This is a genomic window from Pseudomonas siliginis (genome assembly GCF_024072275.1).
GTDB lineage: Bacteria > Pseudomonadota > Gammaproteobacteria > Pseudomonadales > Pseudomonadaceae > Aquipseudomonas > Aquipseudomonas siliginis.
In genome coordinates this window covers 1,469,456-1,486,695 of the sequence record NZ_CP099598.1, presented here as the reverse complement: position 1 = coordinate 1,486,695, position 17,240 = coordinate 1,469,456, and the positions used below count along the sequence as shown (strand labels likewise).

The 17,240-nt window shown below is 59.6% G+C and carries 18 protein-coding genes, 1 tRNA gene and 2 pseudogenes; 10 read left to right on the top strand and 11 right to left on the bottom strand.

Annotation, left to right across the window (positions count from 1 at the left end; genetic code table 11):
• Positions 1-7 precede the first annotated feature (7 nt).
• The 6 genes from atzF (at position 8) to NF676_RS07060 (ending at position 5,930) form a co-directional block, all read left to right on the top strand.
• Positions 8-1,780 carry an allophanate hydrolase gene (gene atzF / locus NF676_RS07085; protein ID WP_252887443.1) on the top strand — a complete coding sequence of 591 codons (1,773 nt, stop codon included), beginning with the start codon at positions 8-10 and terminating at the stop codon, positions 1,778-1,780.
• Between the two features lie 281 nt (positions 1,781-2,061).
• Entirely contained in the window at positions 2,062-3,549 is a 1,488-nt protein-coding gene (locus NF676_RS07080) for a sensor domain-containing diguanylate cyclase (RefSeq protein WP_236167983.1), read from the top strand.
• Positions 3,542-3,772 carry a cysteine-rich CWC family protein gene (locus NF676_RS07075; RefSeq protein WP_236167984.1) on the top strand — a complete coding sequence of 77 codons (231 nt, stop codon included), beginning with the start codon at positions 3,542-3,544 and terminating at the stop codon, positions 3,770-3,772. The genes NF676_RS07080 and NF676_RS07075 overlap by 8 nt, the downstream gene beginning before the upstream one ends.
• Positions 3,773-3,805: 33 nt before the next feature.
• Positions 3,806-4,498, top strand: a complete 693-nt coding sequence (locus NF676_RS07070) for a pseudouridine synthase (protein ID WP_252868936.1) — start codon at positions 3,806-3,808, stop codon at positions 4,496-4,498.
• 316 nt (positions 4,499-4,814) lie between these two features.
• Positions 4,815-5,699, top strand: a complete 885-nt coding sequence (locus NF676_RS07065; protein WP_236167986.1) for an alpha/beta fold hydrolase — start codon at positions 4,815-4,817, stop codon at positions 5,697-5,699.
• A 157-nt stretch (positions 5,700-5,856) separates the two neighbouring features.
• Positions 5,857-5,930: transfer RNA gene (locus NF676_RS07060), tRNA-Gly, on the top strand.
• Between the two features lie 145 nt (positions 5,931-6,075).
• Here the strand turns inward: NF676_RS07060 and NF676_RS07055 are convergent.
• On the bottom strand, positions 6,076-6,246 hold the full coding sequence (locus NF676_RS07055; protein ID WP_252887442.1) for a hypothetical protein: 171 nt from the start codon (positions 6,244-6,246) through the stop codon (positions 6,076-6,078).
• Positions 6,247-6,378: 132 nt separating this feature from the next.
• Positions 6,379-6,666, bottom strand: a complete 288-nt coding sequence (locus NF676_RS07050; protein ID WP_252887950.1) for a helix-turn-helix domain-containing protein — start codon at positions 6,664-6,666, stop codon at positions 6,379-6,381.
• A 218-nt stretch (positions 6,667-6,884) separates the two neighbouring features.
• Here NF676_RS07050 and NF676_RS07045 point away from each other — a divergent pair, with 218 nt between their 5' ends.
• Complete coding sequence (locus tag NF676_RS07045) at positions 6,885-7,187, top strand: type II toxin-antitoxin system HigB family toxin (protein ID WP_252887441.1); 303 nt, start codon at positions 6,885-6,887, stop codon at positions 7,185-7,187.
• Positions 7,187-7,543: a helix-turn-helix domain-containing protein gene (locus NF676_RS07040; RefSeq protein WP_252887440.1), complete on the top strand. Its 357-nt coding sequence runs from the start codon at positions 7,187-7,189 to the stop codon at positions 7,541-7,543. The genes NF676_RS07045 and NF676_RS07040 overlap by 1 nt, the downstream gene beginning before the upstream one ends.
• A 66-nt stretch (positions 7,544-7,609) precedes the next feature.
• On the opposite strand, the pseudogene NF676_RS07035 reads toward NF676_RS07040, so the two are convergent.
• Positions 7,610-7,968 (bottom strand): annotated as a pseudogene (locus NF676_RS07035) (DUF6124 family protein).
• A gap of 343 nt (positions 7,969-8,311) precedes the next feature.
• A complete protein-coding gene (gene tam, locus NF676_RS07030; protein ID WP_056783474.1) occupies positions 8,312-9,082 on the bottom strand; it encodes a trans-aconitate 2-methyltransferase in 771 nt (256 codons plus the stop codon).
• Between the two features lie 176 nt (positions 9,083-9,258).
• Between tam and NF676_RS07025 the strand changes: the two genes are divergently transcribed.
• On the top strand, positions 9,259-9,669 hold the full coding sequence (locus tag NF676_RS07025) for a low affinity iron permease family protein (RefSeq protein WP_016771301.1): 411 nt from the start codon (positions 9,259-9,261) through the stop codon (positions 9,667-9,669).
• Between the two features lie 162 nt (positions 9,670-9,831).
• On the opposite strand, the gene NF676_RS07020 is transcribed toward NF676_RS07025, so the two are convergent.
• The 6 genes and pseudogenes from NF676_RS07020 to NF676_RS06995 all read right to left on the bottom strand — a co-directional run bounded on the left by NF676_RS07020 (position 9,832) and on the right by NF676_RS06995 (position 15,127).
• Positions 9,832-10,335: a DUF4142 domain-containing protein gene (locus tag NF676_RS07020; protein WP_095180584.1), complete on the bottom strand. Its 504-nt coding sequence runs from the start codon at positions 10,333-10,335 to the stop codon at positions 9,832-9,834.
• A 152-nt stretch (positions 10,336-10,487) separates the two neighbouring features.
• Positions 10,488-11,837 (bottom strand): sensor domain-containing protein, encoded by a 1,350-nt coding sequence (locus tag NF676_RS07015; RefSeq protein ID WP_150742381.1) that lies wholly within the window; start codon positions 11,835-11,837, stop codon positions 10,488-10,490.
• Positions 11,838-11,912: 75 nt separating this feature from the next.
• Positions 11,913-12,551: a LysE family translocator gene (locus NF676_RS07010; protein ID WP_041478891.1), complete on the bottom strand. Its 639-nt coding sequence runs from the start codon at positions 12,549-12,551 to the stop codon at positions 11,913-11,915.
• Between the two features lie 61 nt (positions 12,552-12,612).
• Positions 12,613-12,744 (bottom strand): annotated as a pseudogene (locus NF676_RS07005) (glutathione transferase); the annotation flags it as partial.
• Positions 12,743-13,474: a PA3715 family protein gene (locus NF676_RS07000; protein WP_252887439.1), complete on the bottom strand. Its 732-nt coding sequence runs from the start codon at positions 13,472-13,474 to the stop codon at positions 12,743-12,745. The pseudogene NF676_RS07005 and the gene NF676_RS07000, both read right to left, overlap by 2 nt.
• 348 nt (positions 13,475-13,822) lie before the next feature.
• A complete protein-coding gene (locus NF676_RS06995) occupies positions 13,823-15,127 on the bottom strand; it encodes an NHL repeat-containing protein (RefSeq protein ID WP_252887438.1) in 1,305 nt (434 codons plus the stop codon).
• Between the two features lie 218 nt (positions 15,128-15,345).
• Between NF676_RS06995 and NF676_RS06990 the strand changes: the two genes are divergently transcribed.
• On the top strand, positions 15,346-16,017 hold the full coding sequence (locus tag NF676_RS06990; protein WP_252887437.1) for a hypothetical protein: 672 nt from the start codon (positions 15,346-15,348) through the stop codon (positions 16,015-16,017).
• On the opposite strand, the gene yiaY is transcribed toward NF676_RS06990, so the two are convergent.
• Positions 15,978-17,126, bottom strand: coding sequence for an L-threonine dehydrogenase (yiaY, locus tag NF676_RS06985; RefSeq protein ID WP_056783452.1), 1,149 nt, complete (start codon positions 17,124-17,126; stop codon positions 15,978-15,980). The genes NF676_RS06990 and yiaY overlap by 40 nt on opposite strands.
• Positions 17,127-17,240 lie beyond the last annotated feature (114 nt).

Genomic DNA, 17,240 nt, shown 5'->3' with positions numbered 1-17,240 from the left:
TCAACCGATGAATCTGCAACTCGATGCACTGCGCCAGGCCTATCGCAATGGCGACACCACACCGCGCCAACTGCTGCTGCAACTGCGCGAAAAAGCCGCTGCGCTGAATCCCGACTATCACCTGTTCATCCACCTGCTGAGCGTCGATGAACTGGAGCCGTACCTCGCCGCCCTCGACGGTCGTGACCTCGACAGTCTGCCGCTGTATGGCGTGCCGTTCGCGATCAAGGACAACATCGATCTGGCCGGCATTCCCACCACAGCCGCGTGCCCGGCGTTTGCCTATGTGCCGCAGCAGTCGGCGACCATCGTCGAGCAACTGTTGGCGCTGGGGGCGATTCCGCTGGGCAAGACCAATCTCGATCAGTTCGCCACCGGCCTCAATGGCAGCCGCTCGTCTTATGGTGCGTGCCCGAACAGCGTGCTGGCGGAGTATCCGTCCGGCGGTTCCAGTGCGGGTTCATCCCTGGCGGTAGCGCTGGGTGTGGCGAGTTTCGCCTTGGGCACTGACACCGCCGGTTCCGGGCGAGTGCCGGCGGCGCTGAATAATCTGGTGGGATTGAAGGCGAGCAAGGGCCTGATTTCCACCGCTGGCGTGCTGCCGGCGTGCCGCACGCTGGACTGCGTAACCACCTTCACCGCGACCGCCCGTGAGGCCAGTCAGTTGCTGGCGTTGACGGCCAGACACGATCCTCGCGATGAATACAGCCGAGGCAACCCGGCATGGAACGACGGCTCGGCCTTTGGCGCGCCACAGCCGTTTCGCTTCGGCGTGCCACGGGCGCAGGACCTTGAATTTTTCGGCTGCAACGAGGGGCCACAGTTGTTCGCAGCGGCCATCGAACGGCTCAAGGCCTTGGGTGGCGAAGCCGTCGAGCTGGACCTGTCACCGTTTCTGGAAGCAGCGCGGTTGCTTTACGACGGGCCATGGGTGGCCGAGCGCTACAGCGTCGCCGGTGAGCTGATGGAGCAGAATCCCGAAGCGGTGCTGCCAGTGATCCGAGCGGTACTGGCCAAGGCTCCGGCAGTGACCGGCGTGCAGACCTTCCGCGCACAATATCGATTGCAGGCGCTGAAGGCCCTCTGCGACGAGGCCCTGGAAAATCTCGACTGCGTGCTGACGCCAACCATCGGTCGTCCAGTGACCCTGGCCGAGCTTGCGGCCGAGCCGGTGCTGCGCAATTCCGAACTCGGTTATTACACCAACTTCATGAACCTGCTCGACTACGCCGCCGTCGCCGTGCCGACCGCGTTCATGAGCAACGGTTTGCCGTGGGGCGTGACGTTGTTCGGACGGGTGTTTACCGATCAGTATCTGTTGAGCGTGGCCGATGCCTTGCAACGCCAGCAGGACAGTGCCCTGCCAGCTCCGGCGAACCCTGCGCGCAATGACCGCGCTCGATTGGTGGTATGCGGCGCGCACCTGCAAGGGCTGGCGTTGAATTGGCAACTGACCCAGCGTGGCGGGCGCTTGCTGGAAACCACGTTCAGTTCGCCGGACTATCGACTGCACGCCCTCGCCGGCGGCCCGCCATTGCGGCCGGGCATGGTGCGGGTCAAGGACGGCGGCGTGGCGATTGCCGTGGAGGTCTGGGAGTTGCCGAGCAGCGAGCTGGGCTCGTTTCTCACCGGAATTCCGGCGCCGCTGGGGCTGGGCAAGGTGCAGCTGGCGGACGGGCGCTGGGAGAGCGGGTTTATCTGCGAGCCGTATGGCCTGGAGGGTGCGGTGGATATCAGTCATTTGGGGGGATGGCGGGCGTATCTGGCATCCCGGGGCTGATCCGAAAGCTCGCCCTCACCCTGGCCCTCTCCCCCAGGAGAGGGAACTGACCGAGGTGACTGTCCATCGGTTGCCATTGGCTGATACCGAGTCGATCACAGATTTTCCATCACCCTCAATCCAGCTCCCTCTCCCCCGGGAGAGGGCTGGGGTGAGGGGCTGCGATTTCCCTGACACACCCCCACGTCATATCCCCCGCCATTTCAGGCACAAATCCCGCAGTGTTTTCCCGACCATCCCACTAGAATGCATCCCATCGGGCCACTGCCAACGGATCTGCCATGCCGCTTCGTTCTCCCTTGTACTCGCAACGTTCACTGGTGCTCACGTTGGTCGCCCTGCTCGGCGCCGGGTTTCTCGCCACCTCGCTGTTGAGCTATTTCGCTTCCCGCGAGTCGATCCGCGACAACATCGTCAACACTGAACTGCCACTGACCTCCGACACGGTCTATTCGGAAATCCAGAAAGATCTGGTCCGGCCGATCCTGATTTCCTCGATGATGTCCCGTGACACGTTCATGCGCGACTGGGTGGTCAACGGCGAGCAGAATCCCGAGCAGATGACCCGCTATCTCGACGAGGTCATGACCCATTACGGCGCCTACACGGCGTTCTTCGTTTCCAATGCCACGCTCACCTACTACCACGCCAAAGGCGTGCTCAAACAGGTCAAAGTCGATGAGCCGCGCGACACCTGGTACTTCCGCGTGCGCGACATGCAGGACCCGTACGAGATCAACGTCGACCCGGATCTGGCCAACAAGGACAACCTGACGTTCTTCATCAACTACAAGGTCTACGACTACCACAACCGCTTCATCGGCGCGGCGGGCGTGGGCCTGACCGTGGACGCGGTGATCAAGCTGATCGACAAGTATCAACAGCGCTATCAACGCAGCGTGTACTTCGTCGACACCTTCGGCCGCCTCGTATTGACCGGCGCAGAAGGTGGTCCGGAAGGCGCGCACATCGGCCAGAGTCTTGGCGAACTGGAGAGCATGAAAAGTCTGGTCAGCCAGTTGCCCAAGCCGCACAGCGGCAGCTACGAATACTCCACCCACGGCCAGGGACATTTTCTCAACGTGCGGTTTATCCCCGAGTTGAACTGGTACCTGTTCGTCGATAAACGCGAAGACGGCGCGCTGAGCGAGATCCGCCAGTCGCTGTATCTCAATCTGCTGATCTGCCTGTTGGTGACGTTGATCGTACTGGCGCTGCTCAATCGGGTGATCAAACGCTTCCAGGCGAAGATCCAGGCGCACGCCACCCTCGACAGTCTCACCGAACTGCCGAACCGACGCGGCTTCGACATCCTCGCTGCGCAAGCGCTGCACGAGGCCCAACGGGAAACCAAGCCGCTGACCGCTCTGTTGCTCGACCTCGACCACTTCAAAGCCTTGAACGACACCTACGGGCACATGGCTGGCGACCAGGTGTTGATCGGTTTCGCCCGCGATCTGCAAAGTTGCCTGCGCCACGCCGATATCGTCTGCCGCTGGGGCGGTGAAGAGTTCATCGTTCTGTTGAAAGACACCGACGGCGAGACCGCGCAGAAAATCGCCGAGAAAATCCGTCAGCACGTCGAGCAACACGAATATGCCTACGATGGCCACAGCCTGCATCTGACCGTGAGCATCGGCGCCACCACCGTGCAACACGATGACACCTTGCACACTCTGCTGTCGCGGGCCGATCATGCGATGTACCGCGCCAAGCAAACCGGGCGCAACCGCACCTGCATGGAAATGCCGCACTCGACCTATGCCTGATAACGACGTCAAACCCGACCAATGCCCGGCCTGCGGTGCGCGCAACGATTGCAGCCTCGCCGACCCGCGCACCGCCGACCGCGAATGCTGGTGCTATGGCGTAACCATCGACCCGGCGGTGCTCGAAGCGCTGCCGGCCGCGCTGCGCAATCAAGCCTGCCTGTGCCCGCGTTGCGCCCAGGTCGAAGCGCAGTTGCGAGCAGACCGGCGGCCGATCCCGTAAGATGCGCGGCCCTTTGTCCGTTGAATCCTGACCATGCGCGTCGACCGCTTCCTCAGCAATCTGCCCCGCTACAACCGTCAGCAGGTTCGCCTGTTGCTGGTGGAAAAGCGCGTGCGGATTGACGGAAAAGTCGTCAGCGACCCGCACAGTGATGTGCTGGAATTCAGCCGGGTCGAAGTTGACGATGAGGTGCTGCAAAGCGGTAAGCCGGCTCGCTATTTCATGCTGCACAAACCGCCGGGCTGCGTCAGCGCCACCCGCGATCCGCAGCATGCGACCGTGCTCGACCTGCTCGATGAACCGCACAAGGACGATCTGCACATCGCCGGGCGTCTGGATTTCAACACCACCGGGCTGATGCTGATCACCAATGACGGCGCCTGGTCGCGGCGCCTGACGCAGCCGCAAACCAAACTGGCGAAGGTCTATTACGTCGAAACCGAACAGGACATCGACCCGAGCTACGCGCTGAAATTTGCCGAGGGCATCTACTTCGCTTTCGAAGATCTGACCACGCAACCGGCACAGCTTGAGCTGCTCGGCCCACGCTCGGCACGGCTGAGCATCGTTGAAGGCCGCTACCATCAGGTCAAGCGCATGTTTGGGTTCTTCAACAACAAAGTCCTGCGCCTGCACCGCGAATCCATGGGCAAACTGACCCTCGATCACGCGCTAAAACCGGGCGAGTACCGCGCTTTGCGCACCGAAGAGATTCATTTGTTCTAAGCCGGCGACCGCTCAGCCGAAGTTGTCGAACAATTCGCCGACGGCACTTGCGTGATCCTGAGTCCCCTGCTTGAATCAGGACGTCGGCCGAAATGTGACCGATGAGTCACCACATACTTCCAAGAAACTTTTTGTCGGTCGTCTGCCCTCAAGGGCTGCGCCTCAGCCGACAATCTGCCCGCCAATAACAACACCCGTCGACCTGCCGTACCGGATCGACATGGGCCAGCAAATTTCAGGCGTATGCCTACCTGTCACAAAGCTCGTGCAATCTCGATTGCGCGCATACCCGCTTGCTTGCCAGGAGTCTTATGACATGAGGCCAGAAATCGCTGTGCTGGATATACAGGGTCAGTATCGGGTTTACACGGAGTTCTATCGCGCAGACGCCGCAGAAAAGACCATCATTCTGGTCAACGGCTCGATGGCCACGACTGCGTCGTTTGCACAGACCGTGAAAAACCTGCACCCGCAATTCAACGTGGTCTGCTACGACCAGCCCTACGCGGGTCGGTCAAAAGCCCACAACCGGCATGAGAAACATCTGACGAAGGAAGTCGAAGGGCAGATTCTGCTGGAGCTGATCGACCACTTCGCCGCCGAACACGTGCTGTCGTTCTCCTGGGGCGGCGCCGCCACTCTGGTCGCCCTCGCCCAGCGGCCCCGGCGCATCGAAAAAGCCGTGATCAGCTCGTTCTCCCCGGTGATCAATGCGCACATGCTCGATTACCTTGAGCGCGGCGTCGATTACCTCGGCAGCCGCGACGGCGATCGGGTCGGCCATCTGGTCAACAACACCATCGGCAAACACCTGCCGTCGCTGTTCAAGCGTTTCAACTACCGCCACGTCAGCAGTCTCGCCGAGCATGAATACGGACAGATGCATTTTCATATCAACGACGTGCTGCACAGCGATCGCCAGTGCTATCTGAATGCGGCGAAAAAGATCAACGTGCCGGTGCTGTTTCTCAACGGCGAATGGGACGAATACACCGCCGCCGAGGATGCGCGACTGTTCGGCAATCACGTTGCCCACAGCAGCTTCACCACCCTGCAAGCCACCGGACACTTTCTCGACATGGAGCACAAGGCCGCCTGCCGCGACAGCCAGAACGCCCTGCTCGGCTTTCTGAAACCTGCGCCGCAAGCCAGCCGAACGCGCTACTCGTTTGTGCAGGATCAACATGCTTTGGCCATTTGAAACAGCGTCATCGCGGGCAAGGCTGCAAGCTTGAAGTGCCTGTTGCACCGGCGCAGCCCTTGCTCGCGATCGACCGTTTTCTGCGTGGCAAAGCCCTCGCAGAGAAAAGAAAACTTCAAATCCGTGGCCGAGTCTGGTACAAAGTCAGCCGCTCTGAGCGGGTATAGTTTAGTGGTAGAACGAAAGCTTCCCAAGCTTTAGATGAGGGTTCGATTCCCTCTACCCGCTCCACCGAATATTGATCTCGCGTTGTGTTGTCCGACGGGGGATGCAGAAATGAAAAACCGGCCTTGATGGCCGGTTTTTTTGTGTTTGGAAGTTGAAGCGTGTTGGCGGTGAAGACTTCCAGAAGATCGCTGAGCCCCTCCTCCCCGGATTACTTCTCGAAATCCTGATGCAGCCTCGCCAGTACATTGAAGATCGGTTCCCCGGCTTTGTGCGGGACATTCAATCGAGTGAATACTTTCTTCCAGTCGGCGAGCGCTGCGAGAGTCTGCTCGATGTATTCCTCGGCCTTGAGGTATTTGTAATCCTTGCAGATCTCCATGATTCGCTTGCGTGTAGGCGTGCCGGGAGTGCGGCCACCGAAGTCAGCGGCCCGCGACTTTGATCAGCTCACCAACCTTGGCACCCTCTTTCAAAACATTCAGCACTTCTGTGTGTTTGAAAGGCTTGATCATCAGCGCATCCCTCTCTTGCGTCTGGCATTCTTCAGCTCATCCAGCGAGCTCGGTTGCTCTGGTTTGAACAGCTTGGTCACAGCGTTGAGTTCATCAAGCGCAGTGGCTATCAGGATCAAAGCCTCCAACGTCACGAGCCCGGTCGCTTCGAATCGCTTGATGGTGGATTCGGAAACCCCCGCCTTTTCTGCGAGCGTCTTGCGGGAAAGGTTTTTGGAGAGCCGCAGGATTTTGGCGTTTTCTCCGACATTTCTAGCGATCTCAGCCGGCGAGTGAAGCAAATGCATGAATGACGTGGCAAACCCTTCAAGGCTTAATTGGTCTTTATGGAGCCATTGTGGATCGTTATGCTGAATTACGGATCTTTTATGAACCATTGCAAGAAAATTCATATGACCCATACATGCTTTGCAATTCAATGTTGAACGCCCGTTCACAAAGCACATTCAAGATTGCCCCTCCACTCAGTAACGACTAGTATCTCCCGTATCGGGAGGAGGCATGGATGCGGATAATTGCAAGAGCGACGCTAAGACAATTTTGGGAAAGCACACCAGCTCATGCTGATGCTCAGACACCTCTCGTTGAATGGTACCGCCATATGGAGAAGGCGATTTATCGAACTCCGCAAGAGGTTAAAGCTGAGCTGCGAACGGCTAGTGTCCTCAAGGGAGCCAGGGTGGTATTCAATATCGGCGGGAATAAATATCGAGTGATTCTGGCGATCGACTACCAACGGCAACTTGGTTTTATCCGCTTCGTTGGGACCCACGCTCAATACGACCAGATCAACGCGGAGACCGTTTAATGAACATCAAACCCATTCGTAGCCCGGAAGACCTGAGCGCAGCATTGCTGCGCATGGAACAGCTGTGGGGTGCAGAAATCGACTCGCCAGAGGGCGATGAGTTGGAAATTCTCGCTCTGCTGATTGAAAAGTATGAGGAGCAGCATTTTCCGATGCCGCCCTCTGATCCCATTGAAGCCATCAAATTTCGTATGGATCAGCAAGGCTTGACGCCGCGGGATCTCGAGCCCTTTATTGGCACCAGTGGCCGTGTTTCGGAAGTATTGAACCGTAAGCGCAAGCTGAGTCTGGCAATGATCAAACGTCTGCACGATGGCTTGCGTATTCCTTATGAATGCCTGCTCGCCAGTGTCTGAAGAAAACTATCGCATGCAAAACCGGTCGCAACGACCGGTTTTTTTTTGCCCGGAAATCAGCGCCGGCTAACCCACCGGCACCACATGATCCAGCACCTGATTCACCGCCAGCTCGCCCAGCATGACGACCTGGGCGATGCCCAGCAGGGTTTGCGCTGGCTGCCGTCGAGCAAGGCGGCGAAGTCGCCGAGCATGACGCTGGCCGAGCCGAGGGACTCGCTGGCGTTGACCAATAGCGACTCGGTGTCGGTGCCTGGATTAACCATGAACATGCTGCTGGCCTGGTATGGCGGTGAGCTGGTTTGCGGCGGGGTGAGATAGTGGTCGAGAGCGCGTTCGGCGGCTTCGTGGAGTGTTTTCGAATCGAGGGACTCGTAAGGAGAGGCCGGATCGGTTTCCGGCGGATTTGGCGTTACCTTGAACATGGAATCTTCCTGTAGTGGTAACTGCAACCATCCCGCTGCTATACGAAAGGGTGGCAGCTGTACGCAAGTTAGCAGACCGGTAGGAAGTCCAAAACCCGGCGCACCCGAGGGTGCCATGCGCACAGCCACCATCAAGCGCAGGCGAAGCCTGACTGGCAGGTACATGTGCAACCGTTGGTCAATCCTGGCCGGGCTGCTAAACCCGATCACTGCCCCAGCGAGCCCCTCACCCTAACCCTCTCCCGAGGGAGAGGGGACCGATCGGGTTGTTCTTGCGAGTTACGCCGACCTGAACCAATGCGTCGAACTCACGATAAAAAACGAGCTAGGCGAATGAATATTTTCAGCGGGTCGCAACAATAAACAAACGTGGAAACGGCAACAGCACCGAGCCGTCAGCCAAGGCCGGATAAGCCTTGGCAACTTCCGCCAGATACCGCTGCAGATACTGCGCCCGCTCCTCCTCGGTCAATGGGCTCAGGAATGGAATCAACCCGCTACCCTTGAACCACTCCACCACCCCCGCTGCACCATCGCGAAGTTGGTGGTGATAGGTGGTGCGCCACACATCGACCCGCGCGCAGTGCGGCCGCAGCATTGAAAAATACTCACTGGCACTGGCCATGTCGGTACGCTGCCCGGCAGCGTCTGCGAGCTTGCTCGCCCACGGCCCATTGGCGGCGACTTCACGCATCAAGCGGTGGGACGGTTCGTTGAGGTTGTCCGGCATCTGGATCGCCAGGCTGCCACCATCTGAAAGCTTGCTCGCCAGGGCTGGCAGCAACGAAGCGTGATCAGGCACCCATTGCAGCACCGCATTGGCGAAGATCACATCGAACGGACCCTCGTCAGCCCATTTGTCGACCTCGGCCACCTGAAACTGCACGTCAGGCAAGCGCTTGCGCGCGGCGGCAATCATGTCCGCCGAACTGTCGAGGCCACTGACGCTCGCCTCGGGAAAACGCTGCACCAGCAATTCGGTGGAATTGCCCGGTCCGCAACCAATGTCCACCACCGCCCGGGCCTGCGCCGTGGGTATCGCCGCCAACAGATCACGGGCCGGGCGGGTGCGTTCATCTTCGAAAGCGACGTATTGCTTGGCAGACCAACTCATTGCGTTCTCCTGTCGGGGCATGGCTTGAAACCGGGAAGTGCAGCTGCCCATACCATACAGCGATAAGGCCGATGAGCTCGCCTCGCCTCCGGCGTCCCGCCCGGTTATTTGTAATTAGAATTTTCAGCACAACACCGATGTCTGAATTTCAAGCTCCCAAAACAAGGACTTCCATCATGAAATTCGCAAAGATTGCCCAGAAACTTGCCCTGTGGGCCGGTAGCCCGAAAACGTTCATGGGGGCGTTGATTCTTATCGGGTTGTGGGGGTTGAGCGGGCCGATTTTTGGTTACAACGACACTTGGCAGCTGATCATCAATACCTCGACGACGATCATCACGTTCCTGATGGTGTTCCTGATTCAGAACACGCAGAACCGCGATACCGACATTCTGCATTTGAAACTCGATGAGCTGTTGCGAGTGAACAAGGAAGCGCAGAACGCGATGCTCGGGCTGGAGGCGCTGGATCTGAAGCAGCTCGAAGCGCTGCGCCGGCATTACCGCGCGCTGGGTGAGAATCAGGTGTTTGATCTTGAGGGGCTTGGCGACAAGAGCAAGCCAAAGCAGGATTTGAATGAGTGCTGAGCAAGTAAACACACCCTGTGGGAGCGAGCCTGCTCGCGAAGATGGCGGGTCAGTCAAAACATCATTGACTGACACACCGCTTTCGCGAGCAGGCTCGCTCCCACAGGGGAAGCATCGCATTTCAACTGAAGGTTTCGCTCGCGCTGCAACAACAAGGCGAAGTTAGCGACTGGCCTGCAACGCTCGAGCTTTCTCCAGATGGCTTTGCAGTTTCGGCAAAGTCTCATCGGCAAACGCTTTGATTTCCGGCACGTCGGTGGTCTGTGCCTGTTGCTCGATCTGAGTGATGGCCTCCTCGGTCGCCTTGACCTGACTGGCAGCGTAGGCCTGATCGAATGTGGTGCCGTCCTTCACTTCCGGCATCAGCTCTTTGGCCTTGTCGGCGAGTTCTTCGCGGGGGGCAACCGGCAGGTCGAGTTTCTTGGCGATTTTCGCAAGGTGCTGGTTGGCCGTGGTGCGGTCGTTGATCACAACGATGGTGTAATCCTTGACCTCTTTCGATTCGGTCTTGCCGTGGGCCAGACGACTGGCTTCGATGTCGGCCATGCCTTTGGCAGAGGCATCGTTGATGAATTCGGCAGGCGACTGGGCGAACGCACTGCTGGCGCACAGGCCCAGCAGGGTTGCAAAACTGACGTTACGTAAACGGGTGGCCATCCGGCTCATGGTCGCGCCCTCCTTCGTGGAAAATTCAAACGGGCCGTGATTCGCCCGCTGCTCAAATGTCGCGGCGGACAATTGTCCGCCTCAGTTAGGAATGCTTTAGCGGTCAAAGGTTTAGAAAATCTGCCTGAACCGCGACGAACGGCGCGCTCGCTTCAGCTGCCCAAGGCCCGATGATTCAGGCGTTTGGCCGCATACATGGCTTGATCGGCATGCCGAAACAGTTGCTGTTCTTCTTCGCCGTGTTCAGGAAAGCGCGCCACGCCGATGCTCGATTCGATCCGCAGGTCATGCCCGTCGAGGCGCATGGGCTGCGCCAGCACCTGTCGGATTTTTCCGGCGACGCTGTCGGGATCGCCGGCGGCATGCACGCTGTGCAGCAGCACGACGAATTCATCGCCACCGATACGCGCCACCGTGTCGGTTTCACGCACGCAGCCTTTCAGCCGGTTGGCCACGGTTTGCAGGAGCATGTCACCGACGGCATGGCCATGGGTGTCGTTGACCTGTTTGAAGCGATCCAGATCGACATACAGCAGCGCCATGTGTCCGTGCAGGGTTCGCGCATCGGCCAGCGCAGCCCTGAGCCGATCACGCAGCAGTTCGCGATTGGGCAGTTGCGTCAGTTGATCGTATTGCGCCATGCGCTTGAGCCGCGCGTGCAATTGCTGGCGCTCGATGGCTGTGGCGACTTGTGCGCAGACGTATTGCAGCAGTTCCTTGTCCTGCTCGGTGTAGCGTTCGCCGCCAGCGAGGCTTTTGACGATCAAGGCGCCGATGGTGCCGTTTTTTGAGTTCAGTGGTACGCCGAGCCAGCAAGGCGCGTTTTGTTCCGCCACCAGCTCAGCAAAATCGGGCGTGGCATCGGCGCTGTCCGGCGTCAGCAACATTGGCTGGCCGCTGCGGATCACTTGCGCGCAGAGCCGTCCGATGACGGTGCCGGGCTGCTCGGGCTGCAATTCGTGATCGTCGACGTGATAGGGAAAATTCAGCTGCGCGCAGTGTTCGTCGTACAGCGCCACGGAAAAATTCAGCGCCGGCAGCCACTCGCCAATCAGCAGATGGATGCGTTTGAACAGCGCCAGCAAATCTTCCGCCGCGTGCGCCGCTTCGGAAATGGCGTACAACGCCGCTTGCCGCGACTCGGCCTGCTTGCGCTCGGTGATATCGCGGGCGACGGCGATGCGCAGTTGATCGACTTCCGACCAGCGCGCCGACCAGGAAATGTGCGCGACGCTGCCGTCCTTGCGCAGATAGCGGTTCTCGAAATTGTGCTTCGGGTCGCCGCCCATGATTTCGCCAGCGGCCGCAAGGGTGCGCTGGCGATCGGCCGGGTGCACCAGCTCGATCATCGAGCGGCCGATCAGTTCGTCAGGCGTGTAGCCGAAAATCCGCTCGCAGGCAGCGCTGACGAAAACGAAACGGCCCTGTTTGTCGACCGCGCAAACGGCGTCCAGCAACAGGTCAATGTAGCTCGCCAGCGGCGCAGGGTTTGGGCTTGCCATGGTTCTAACGATTGTCCGCGCAGTGCAGCGATTTCAATCATCCATGATCGTGATTGCGCGTCCCTGCCCATTCCATCAAGTCTTGTTCGGCAGCAGCCCCGGCAGCGCGTGCATCAACGCGTTGATGGCGAAGCCGATAAACATCACGCCGCATAAACGCGTGATGAGCAGCTCATGCCGCTGATACACCATGCGCACTCGCTGTGCGCCGACCACGCCGATGAGGATAGCGTAAGCCAGTGCGCCGCCGATGAAACTCAGGGCGATCAGTGCAGGTAGCATCGACCAGTTGAGCAGTTCGGCGCGGCTCGACAACAGCGCCGTAAAGGTCGCCACCGCCACCGGATAGGCCTTGGGATTGGTCAGGCCGAAGACGATGCCGTGCCAGAACGGCTGCCGCGCCGCCCCTTGCGCCTCGTCGCCATTGCGGCGTTGGGCACGCACCGCACGCCAGCCGAGCCAGAACAGGTACAACGCGCTGAGCACGCCGAGCACATCGAACGCGGTGCTGCCGATTTCCCGCGCACCGACAATCGCCACCAGCGCGGTGCTGCACCAGATCACATCGCCGAGCAGATGCCCGCAGAGAAAACCCGCCCCGGCGCGCCGGCCATGGGCCGCGCCAATCCCGAACACCGCCAGCACGCCCGGCCCGGGCGTGATCCCGTAGATGAAACCCGAAGCCAGAACGGCCAACAGCAATGATGGAGTCATGAGAAACCTGCAAGCGCCAGAACACGTGGCGCAGAGTCTATATCACCGCGATTGAAGCGGATCAGGGTTCGTCGCAGAAACGCATGCCGGGGTACGGTTTCTGCCGACACGTAGCCAGCCGCGATTGCAAATCGCCGACGTGGACTTCCAGCTTGTGCCCGTCGGGATCGAGGAAGTAGAACGACGCGCCTTCAATAGCCTCTCAGATTTTCGGGAACGAAATATTGCTGTCCGTCATAGCGCAACGTGGTCAGCACCGGCTTTTCGTGGGTAGTTTTCGATTCGCAGGTGTCGGGTGGCCCCTCACCGACCAGGCCCATGGTGACTGAGCGGACAATGATATCGGCGTAACCATGGGAACTGGTTTTGCCCATCTCAAGCGTACGCACCGTCTCCGAGCGCTCTCCGGCGCAATTGCCATCCCACTCGCCACTGAAGCTGTAGACGACCAAGCGATCCAGCACCGGGCGCAGTTTGTCGCCTTCTTTCACGTAGAGCGACAGCAGGGTTTCATCCAGCGGATTGACGCGCGACGAGCCTTTGAAATGAGCGCGGACGCCGAATGCACGAAGGTCGGGCGTGAGTTTATAGCGCGCCGTGTCGAGTTCCAGACTCTCCAGCGCGATGGCATCGGAGAGAAACGCCGACCGCTGATGATAGGTCGCCAGCGGTTTGGGGCTGCCGGCCGTGATGATAGCCAGATCCAGATCGTACGAGCCCACGCTGCCGTCATGGCCATAGACCGGATCGGGCACGAACGTCGATAGCGCGGTAATCGTCAGCGACGGATAAGCCGGCCATTCTTTGCACAGCGAGAAATCCGCTTCCGCGCTGACCGCCGGCGGTGTGCAATCGGCCCAGGCCTGCCCAGCCATGAACCACCCGCAGAGCGCTGCGCTGATCCATACTGACTTCACTGTCATTTCCTGCTCCTTGAAGATATTTCCAGGCGCGCACTATCCCTTTCTGCATCGGAGGATTCAACAGATCTGGCCAGCGAATCTTCTCATGTGTCTGAAGTCGGAATTCGCGAGCAGGCACGCTCGCACAGGAAAGCGCATTCCAAAGTGGGAGCGAGCCTGCTCGCGAAGGCGTCATCACAGACGCCGCGAGTCTCAGAACTTATCCAGCGTGCGCAACTTCTGCGGCAAGCCGGGGTGGTGCTGCCGGTGAGGTCCTTGATGCGCGCCGAGCAAAACCTGGCTGACGATCCCGCCGAACTGGACAGGGTTCATCCGAGCCGGCAGGACAGTTCGGTTTACCTCTGGCGCTCAAAGGCCGATGCGGTCTCGCCGTTTTGTGACAGGCGCGGTCAGCAAGCGAACCAATTGCGCACCATCGTCCTTGCGTCCCAACACCAGAATTGAAGAGCCTTGCAGGCAGGCATCAATGGCTGACCATGAAATGTCTCTCGCGCCCTCGACATCAAACGAATCATCCACTGCGCCATCGACCAGAAAGCCTGCCGTCAACAAGCCTCGTGCGCTGCCCGAGGTCTGTCCGACCGCAACGATCCGTTTACCGGCGATGTCATCCAGCGCAAACCCTGCCTTCCAACCTCTCAGATCCCGCTCCTGCGCCGTCGGGGTGAGGACAGGATTGTTGAACGCGTCATCCATTTGGCCGGAGTAGGTAATACCACTGATGAACCCGTGTTGCAGTTTCCTGCCTTGCGTGGACTCGACCGCCGAACCGAGCAGAAGCAGGCGCTGCGCCGTTTGCACAGCAATGTCCATCACGCTGCTTTCGAGCGGCTGGCCATCACGCTGAATGTTCAACAGCAGTACACCCTTGTCGCCGAACGCTTGTGCAACTTTCCCGTTGTGGTCGAACGCCATGAGCAATCCCTGATTGGTGATCTCGGTTTTGCCATGCAGCAGAATCAGCCCATCGTCGAGCTGGATGATCCCGGACAGCGAAATGGCCACCCCTGGCAGTGACAGGGGCAGCCAACCGTTGCTGGCGAACGATAAATCGTCCGAGCCATCGAGATGGAATCGCGTCAACAGGCCACTGCCCTTTTGCGCGGTCACGAACAGCAGCCGGTCCGGCTGCGCAAGCTGCGGATCGGATTTGGCCAGCAGCAGTTGCCCATGCGTGGCCCCAAAAAGTGCCGGAATCCGCATGGGCACAATCCGGTAGCCATTCCTGTCGCCGCCGAACTCGATGTCCGGCGAGCCGTCGGGCAGAAACCGGGCGATGACTTGCTGGTATTCAAGAGTCTGGTCTTTGACGACACCAATCACACCGCACATCCAGATCCGTCCGAGCGCATCAACGATCAATGGCCCGCCTTGCGTGAGCGAGCCTGTGCCGAACTGGCCGCTGAGATATCCGCCGGTGCCGAAAGCCGGATCCGGATTGCCATCGGCATCCAGGCGCGCAAGGCCGTAGTACGAATGGCCCGATTGCTCGACGGTAGCGCTGACCATGATCTGCTCCGAAGGCGTGATCGCCACGCCTTTGGCAATGGTCTTGCCCGCTCCGGGGAATTTCAGCGTTCGCAGACCAAAGAGCGCATCCAGCTCCCCGGCTGACTGCACGTTTGGGGGCAATTGCGCGGTGGATTCCGGCATGTTTGCATTCTCCTATGGGATCGACATCGATCCCCTCGTAGCGAGCATTCGACCCGAAGCCGCCACGCCGGACAACTGACAGAAATGACAGTTTTTTAGAAGAAAAAGAAATTACCTACTGTGTAAAAAAGACTGAATGACTGGTAGTTCTTACAGGTTCGAATTCAGGCACGTCATGCCAACCTCAGCGTTCAAATCAGCCATGGACGAGAAGCATGATGAGCACTCGCGACGAGCAAACTTCACAACCGGCCCCGACCATCACCTATCCCGAAGAGGCCAGCACGACGGGACCTGCGACATTGTTGCTCGGCAGCGGCATACCCAATGCTCTTGTGCAGGTCTGGAACATTGAAAACACCCATTCGCTTGGCGAAGGGCTGGTCAGCGCAAATGGACGATGGGCGTTCAGCATCACCGGCGTTCAGGCCCAGGGCCAGCAGAGGATTCACGCCCACCAGACCTATGCAGGCATCACGTCCGAATGGAGCGAAGAGCGCGGATATGAGGTGCGACTGCGGCCCGAGATCGACGTCCCGGTCGTTGTCGAACCGATTGAGGGCGCGCCGGTCGATACGCCTCTGATCTTTTCGGGAGATGTCATGCGAGCCGAGGGTTTCGTCAGTATTTTCGATCTGGACACTGGCCTGGAGATTGCCAGAGCAGCGGTCGAAAGCGACCGGAAATGGCAAACCCCGGCAGCACCCTCCCTGGCGGTCGGGCAGTACCGTATCTCCGCCGTCCACAACATCGCCGGCCAGGTTTCAGATTGGGGCCGTGTGCGGACATTTGCCGTGGTCGCAGAAGCAAGCGAAAGCTTGTCCGACTTCGCTCGCCTGCGCGCCTTCATTCAAAACGCATTGCGGAAAATTTCCTCGATCTGGCGCTGATCCGCCGCCCGTGGATTGGTCAGTCCACAGGCGTCCTTCAAGGCGTTGGTGGCGAGCACCGGGATATCGCTGAGTTTCGCGCCCAGCTCACGCAGTCCGCCGGGAATCTCGACGTCCTTGGCAAGGTTGCGAATGGCATTGATCGCCGCCTGTGCGCCCTCCTCCGCGCTGAAACCACGAATATCCGCGCCCATGGCGTGGGCGACATCCCTGAGTCGGTCAGCACAGACCAGCGCATTGAAACTCTGCACATGCGGCAACAGCACGGCATTGCAGACGCCGTGGGGCAAGTCGTAGTAGCCGCCGAGCTGATGCGCCATGGCGTGGACAAATCCGAGCGAGGCGTTGTTGAACGCCATGCCGGCGAGGAACTGCGCGTAAGCCATGTTCTCCCGCGCCGCCAGGTCGCTGCCGTCGCGCACGGCCAGACGCAGGTTGCTGCTGATCAGGCTCATGGCCTTCAAAGCGCAGGCGTCGGTGATCGGGTTGGCGGCGGTCGAGACGTAGGCTTCGATGGCGTGGGTCAGCGCGTCCATGCCGGTGGCGGCGGTAAGGCCTTTGGGCATCGCGACCATCAACTCCGGGTCGTTGACCGACAGCAGTGGCGTGACGTTGCGGTCGACGATGGCCATTTTCACGTGGCGCGATTCGTCGGTGATGATGCAGAAGCGGGTCATTTCGCTGGCAGTGCCGGCGGTGGTATTGATGGCGATCAGCGGCAATTGCGGCTTGCTCGAGCGGTCGACGCCTTCGTAGTCGCCGATCTGCCCGCCATTGGTTGCGCACAGGGCGATGCCCTTGGCGCAATCGTGCGGCGAGCCGCCACCCAGCGACACGACGAAATCGCAACGGCTTTCCTTCAGCAGCCCCAACCCGGATTCGACATTGGCCGTGGTCGGGTTCGGTCTGGCGCCATCGAAGATCACCGAATCGATGTCCTGCATCGCCAGTTTCTCGGCGATCATTGCGGCGACGCCAGCCTTGGCCAGCCCGGCGTCGGTGACAATCAGCGCCTTGCGAAAGCCATAATTGCGAATCGCGACCATGGCTTCGTCGAGGCAGCCGCTGCCCATGATGTTGACCGCCGGAATGAAGAAGGTGCTGCTCATCGTGTGTCTCCTGACTGAAGCCGGATCGACTGCCTCGATTCGGCGGGTGCGCACAGAATCGACCGATCGGTCACGAGCGATGTTGATCTGGCTCAATGTCCGCTCGTGATAAAG

Excerpts from the sequence above, each read along its gene's own strand:
- atzF (WP_252887443.1), top strand. The coding sequence starts at position 8 with ATGAATCTGCAACTCGATGCACTGCGCCAGGCCTATCGCAATGGCGAC.
- NF676_RS07080 (WP_236167983.1), top strand. The coding sequence starts at position 2,062 with ATGCCGCTTCGTTCTCCCTTGTACTCGCAACGTTCACTGGTGCTCACG.
- NF676_RS07075 (WP_236167984.1), top strand. The coding sequence starts at position 3,542 with ATGCCTGATAACGACGTCAAACCCGACCAATGCCCGGCCTGCGGTGCG.
- NF676_RS07070 (WP_252868936.1), top strand. The coding sequence starts at position 3,806 with ATGCGCGTCGACCGCTTCCTCAGCAATCTGCCCCGCTACAACCGTCAG.
- NF676_RS07065 (WP_236167986.1), top strand. The coding sequence starts at position 4,815 with ATGAGGCCAGAAATCGCTGTGCTGGATATACAGGGTCAGTATCGGGTT.
- NF676_RS07055 (WP_252887442.1), bottom strand. The coding sequence starts at position 6,246 with ATGGAGATCTGCAAGGATTACAAATACCTCAAGGCCGAGGAATACATC.
- NF676_RS07050 (WP_252887950.1), bottom strand. The coding sequence starts at position 6,666 with ATGCATTTGCTTCACTCGCCGGCTGAGATCGCTAGAAATGTCGGAGAA.
- NF676_RS07045 (WP_252887441.1), top strand. The coding sequence starts at position 6,885 with ATGCGGATAATTGCAAGAGCGACGCTAAGACAATTTTGGGAAAGCACA.
- NF676_RS07040 (WP_252887440.1), top strand. The coding sequence starts at position 7,187 with ATGAACATCAAACCCATTCGTAGCCCGGAAGACCTGAGCGCAGCATTG.
- tam (WP_056783474.1), bottom strand. The coding sequence starts at position 9,082 with ATGAGTTGGTCTGCCAAGCAATACGTCGCTTTCGAAGATGAACGCACC.
- NF676_RS07025 (WP_016771301.1), top strand. The coding sequence starts at position 9,259 with ATGAAATTCGCAAAGATTGCCCAGAAACTTGCCCTGTGGGCCGGTAGC.
- NF676_RS07020 (WP_095180584.1), bottom strand. The coding sequence starts at position 10,335 with ATGAGCCGGATGGCCACCCGTTTACGTAACGTCAGTTTTGCAACCCTG.
- NF676_RS07015 (WP_150742381.1), bottom strand. The coding sequence starts at position 11,837 with ATGGCAAGCCCAAACCCTGCGCCGCTGGCGAGCTACATTGACCTGTTG.
- NF676_RS07010 (WP_041478891.1), bottom strand. The coding sequence starts at position 12,551 with ATGACTCCATCATTGCTGTTGGCCGTTCTGGCTTCGGGTTTCATCTAC.
- NF676_RS07000 (WP_252887439.1), bottom strand. The coding sequence starts at position 13,474 with ATGACAGTGAAGTCAGTATGGATCAGCGCAGCGCTCTGCGGGTGGTTC.
- NF676_RS06995 (WP_252887438.1), bottom strand. The coding sequence starts at position 15,127 with ATGCCGGAATCCACCGCGCAATTGCCCCCAAACGTGCAGTCAGCCGGG.
- NF676_RS06990 (WP_252887437.1), top strand. The coding sequence starts at position 15,346 with ATGAGCACTCGCGACGAGCAAACTTCACAACCGGCCCCGACCATCACC.
- yiaY (WP_056783452.1), bottom strand. The coding sequence starts at position 17,126 with ATGAGCAGCACCTTCTTCATTCCGGCGGTCAACATCATGGGCAGCGGC.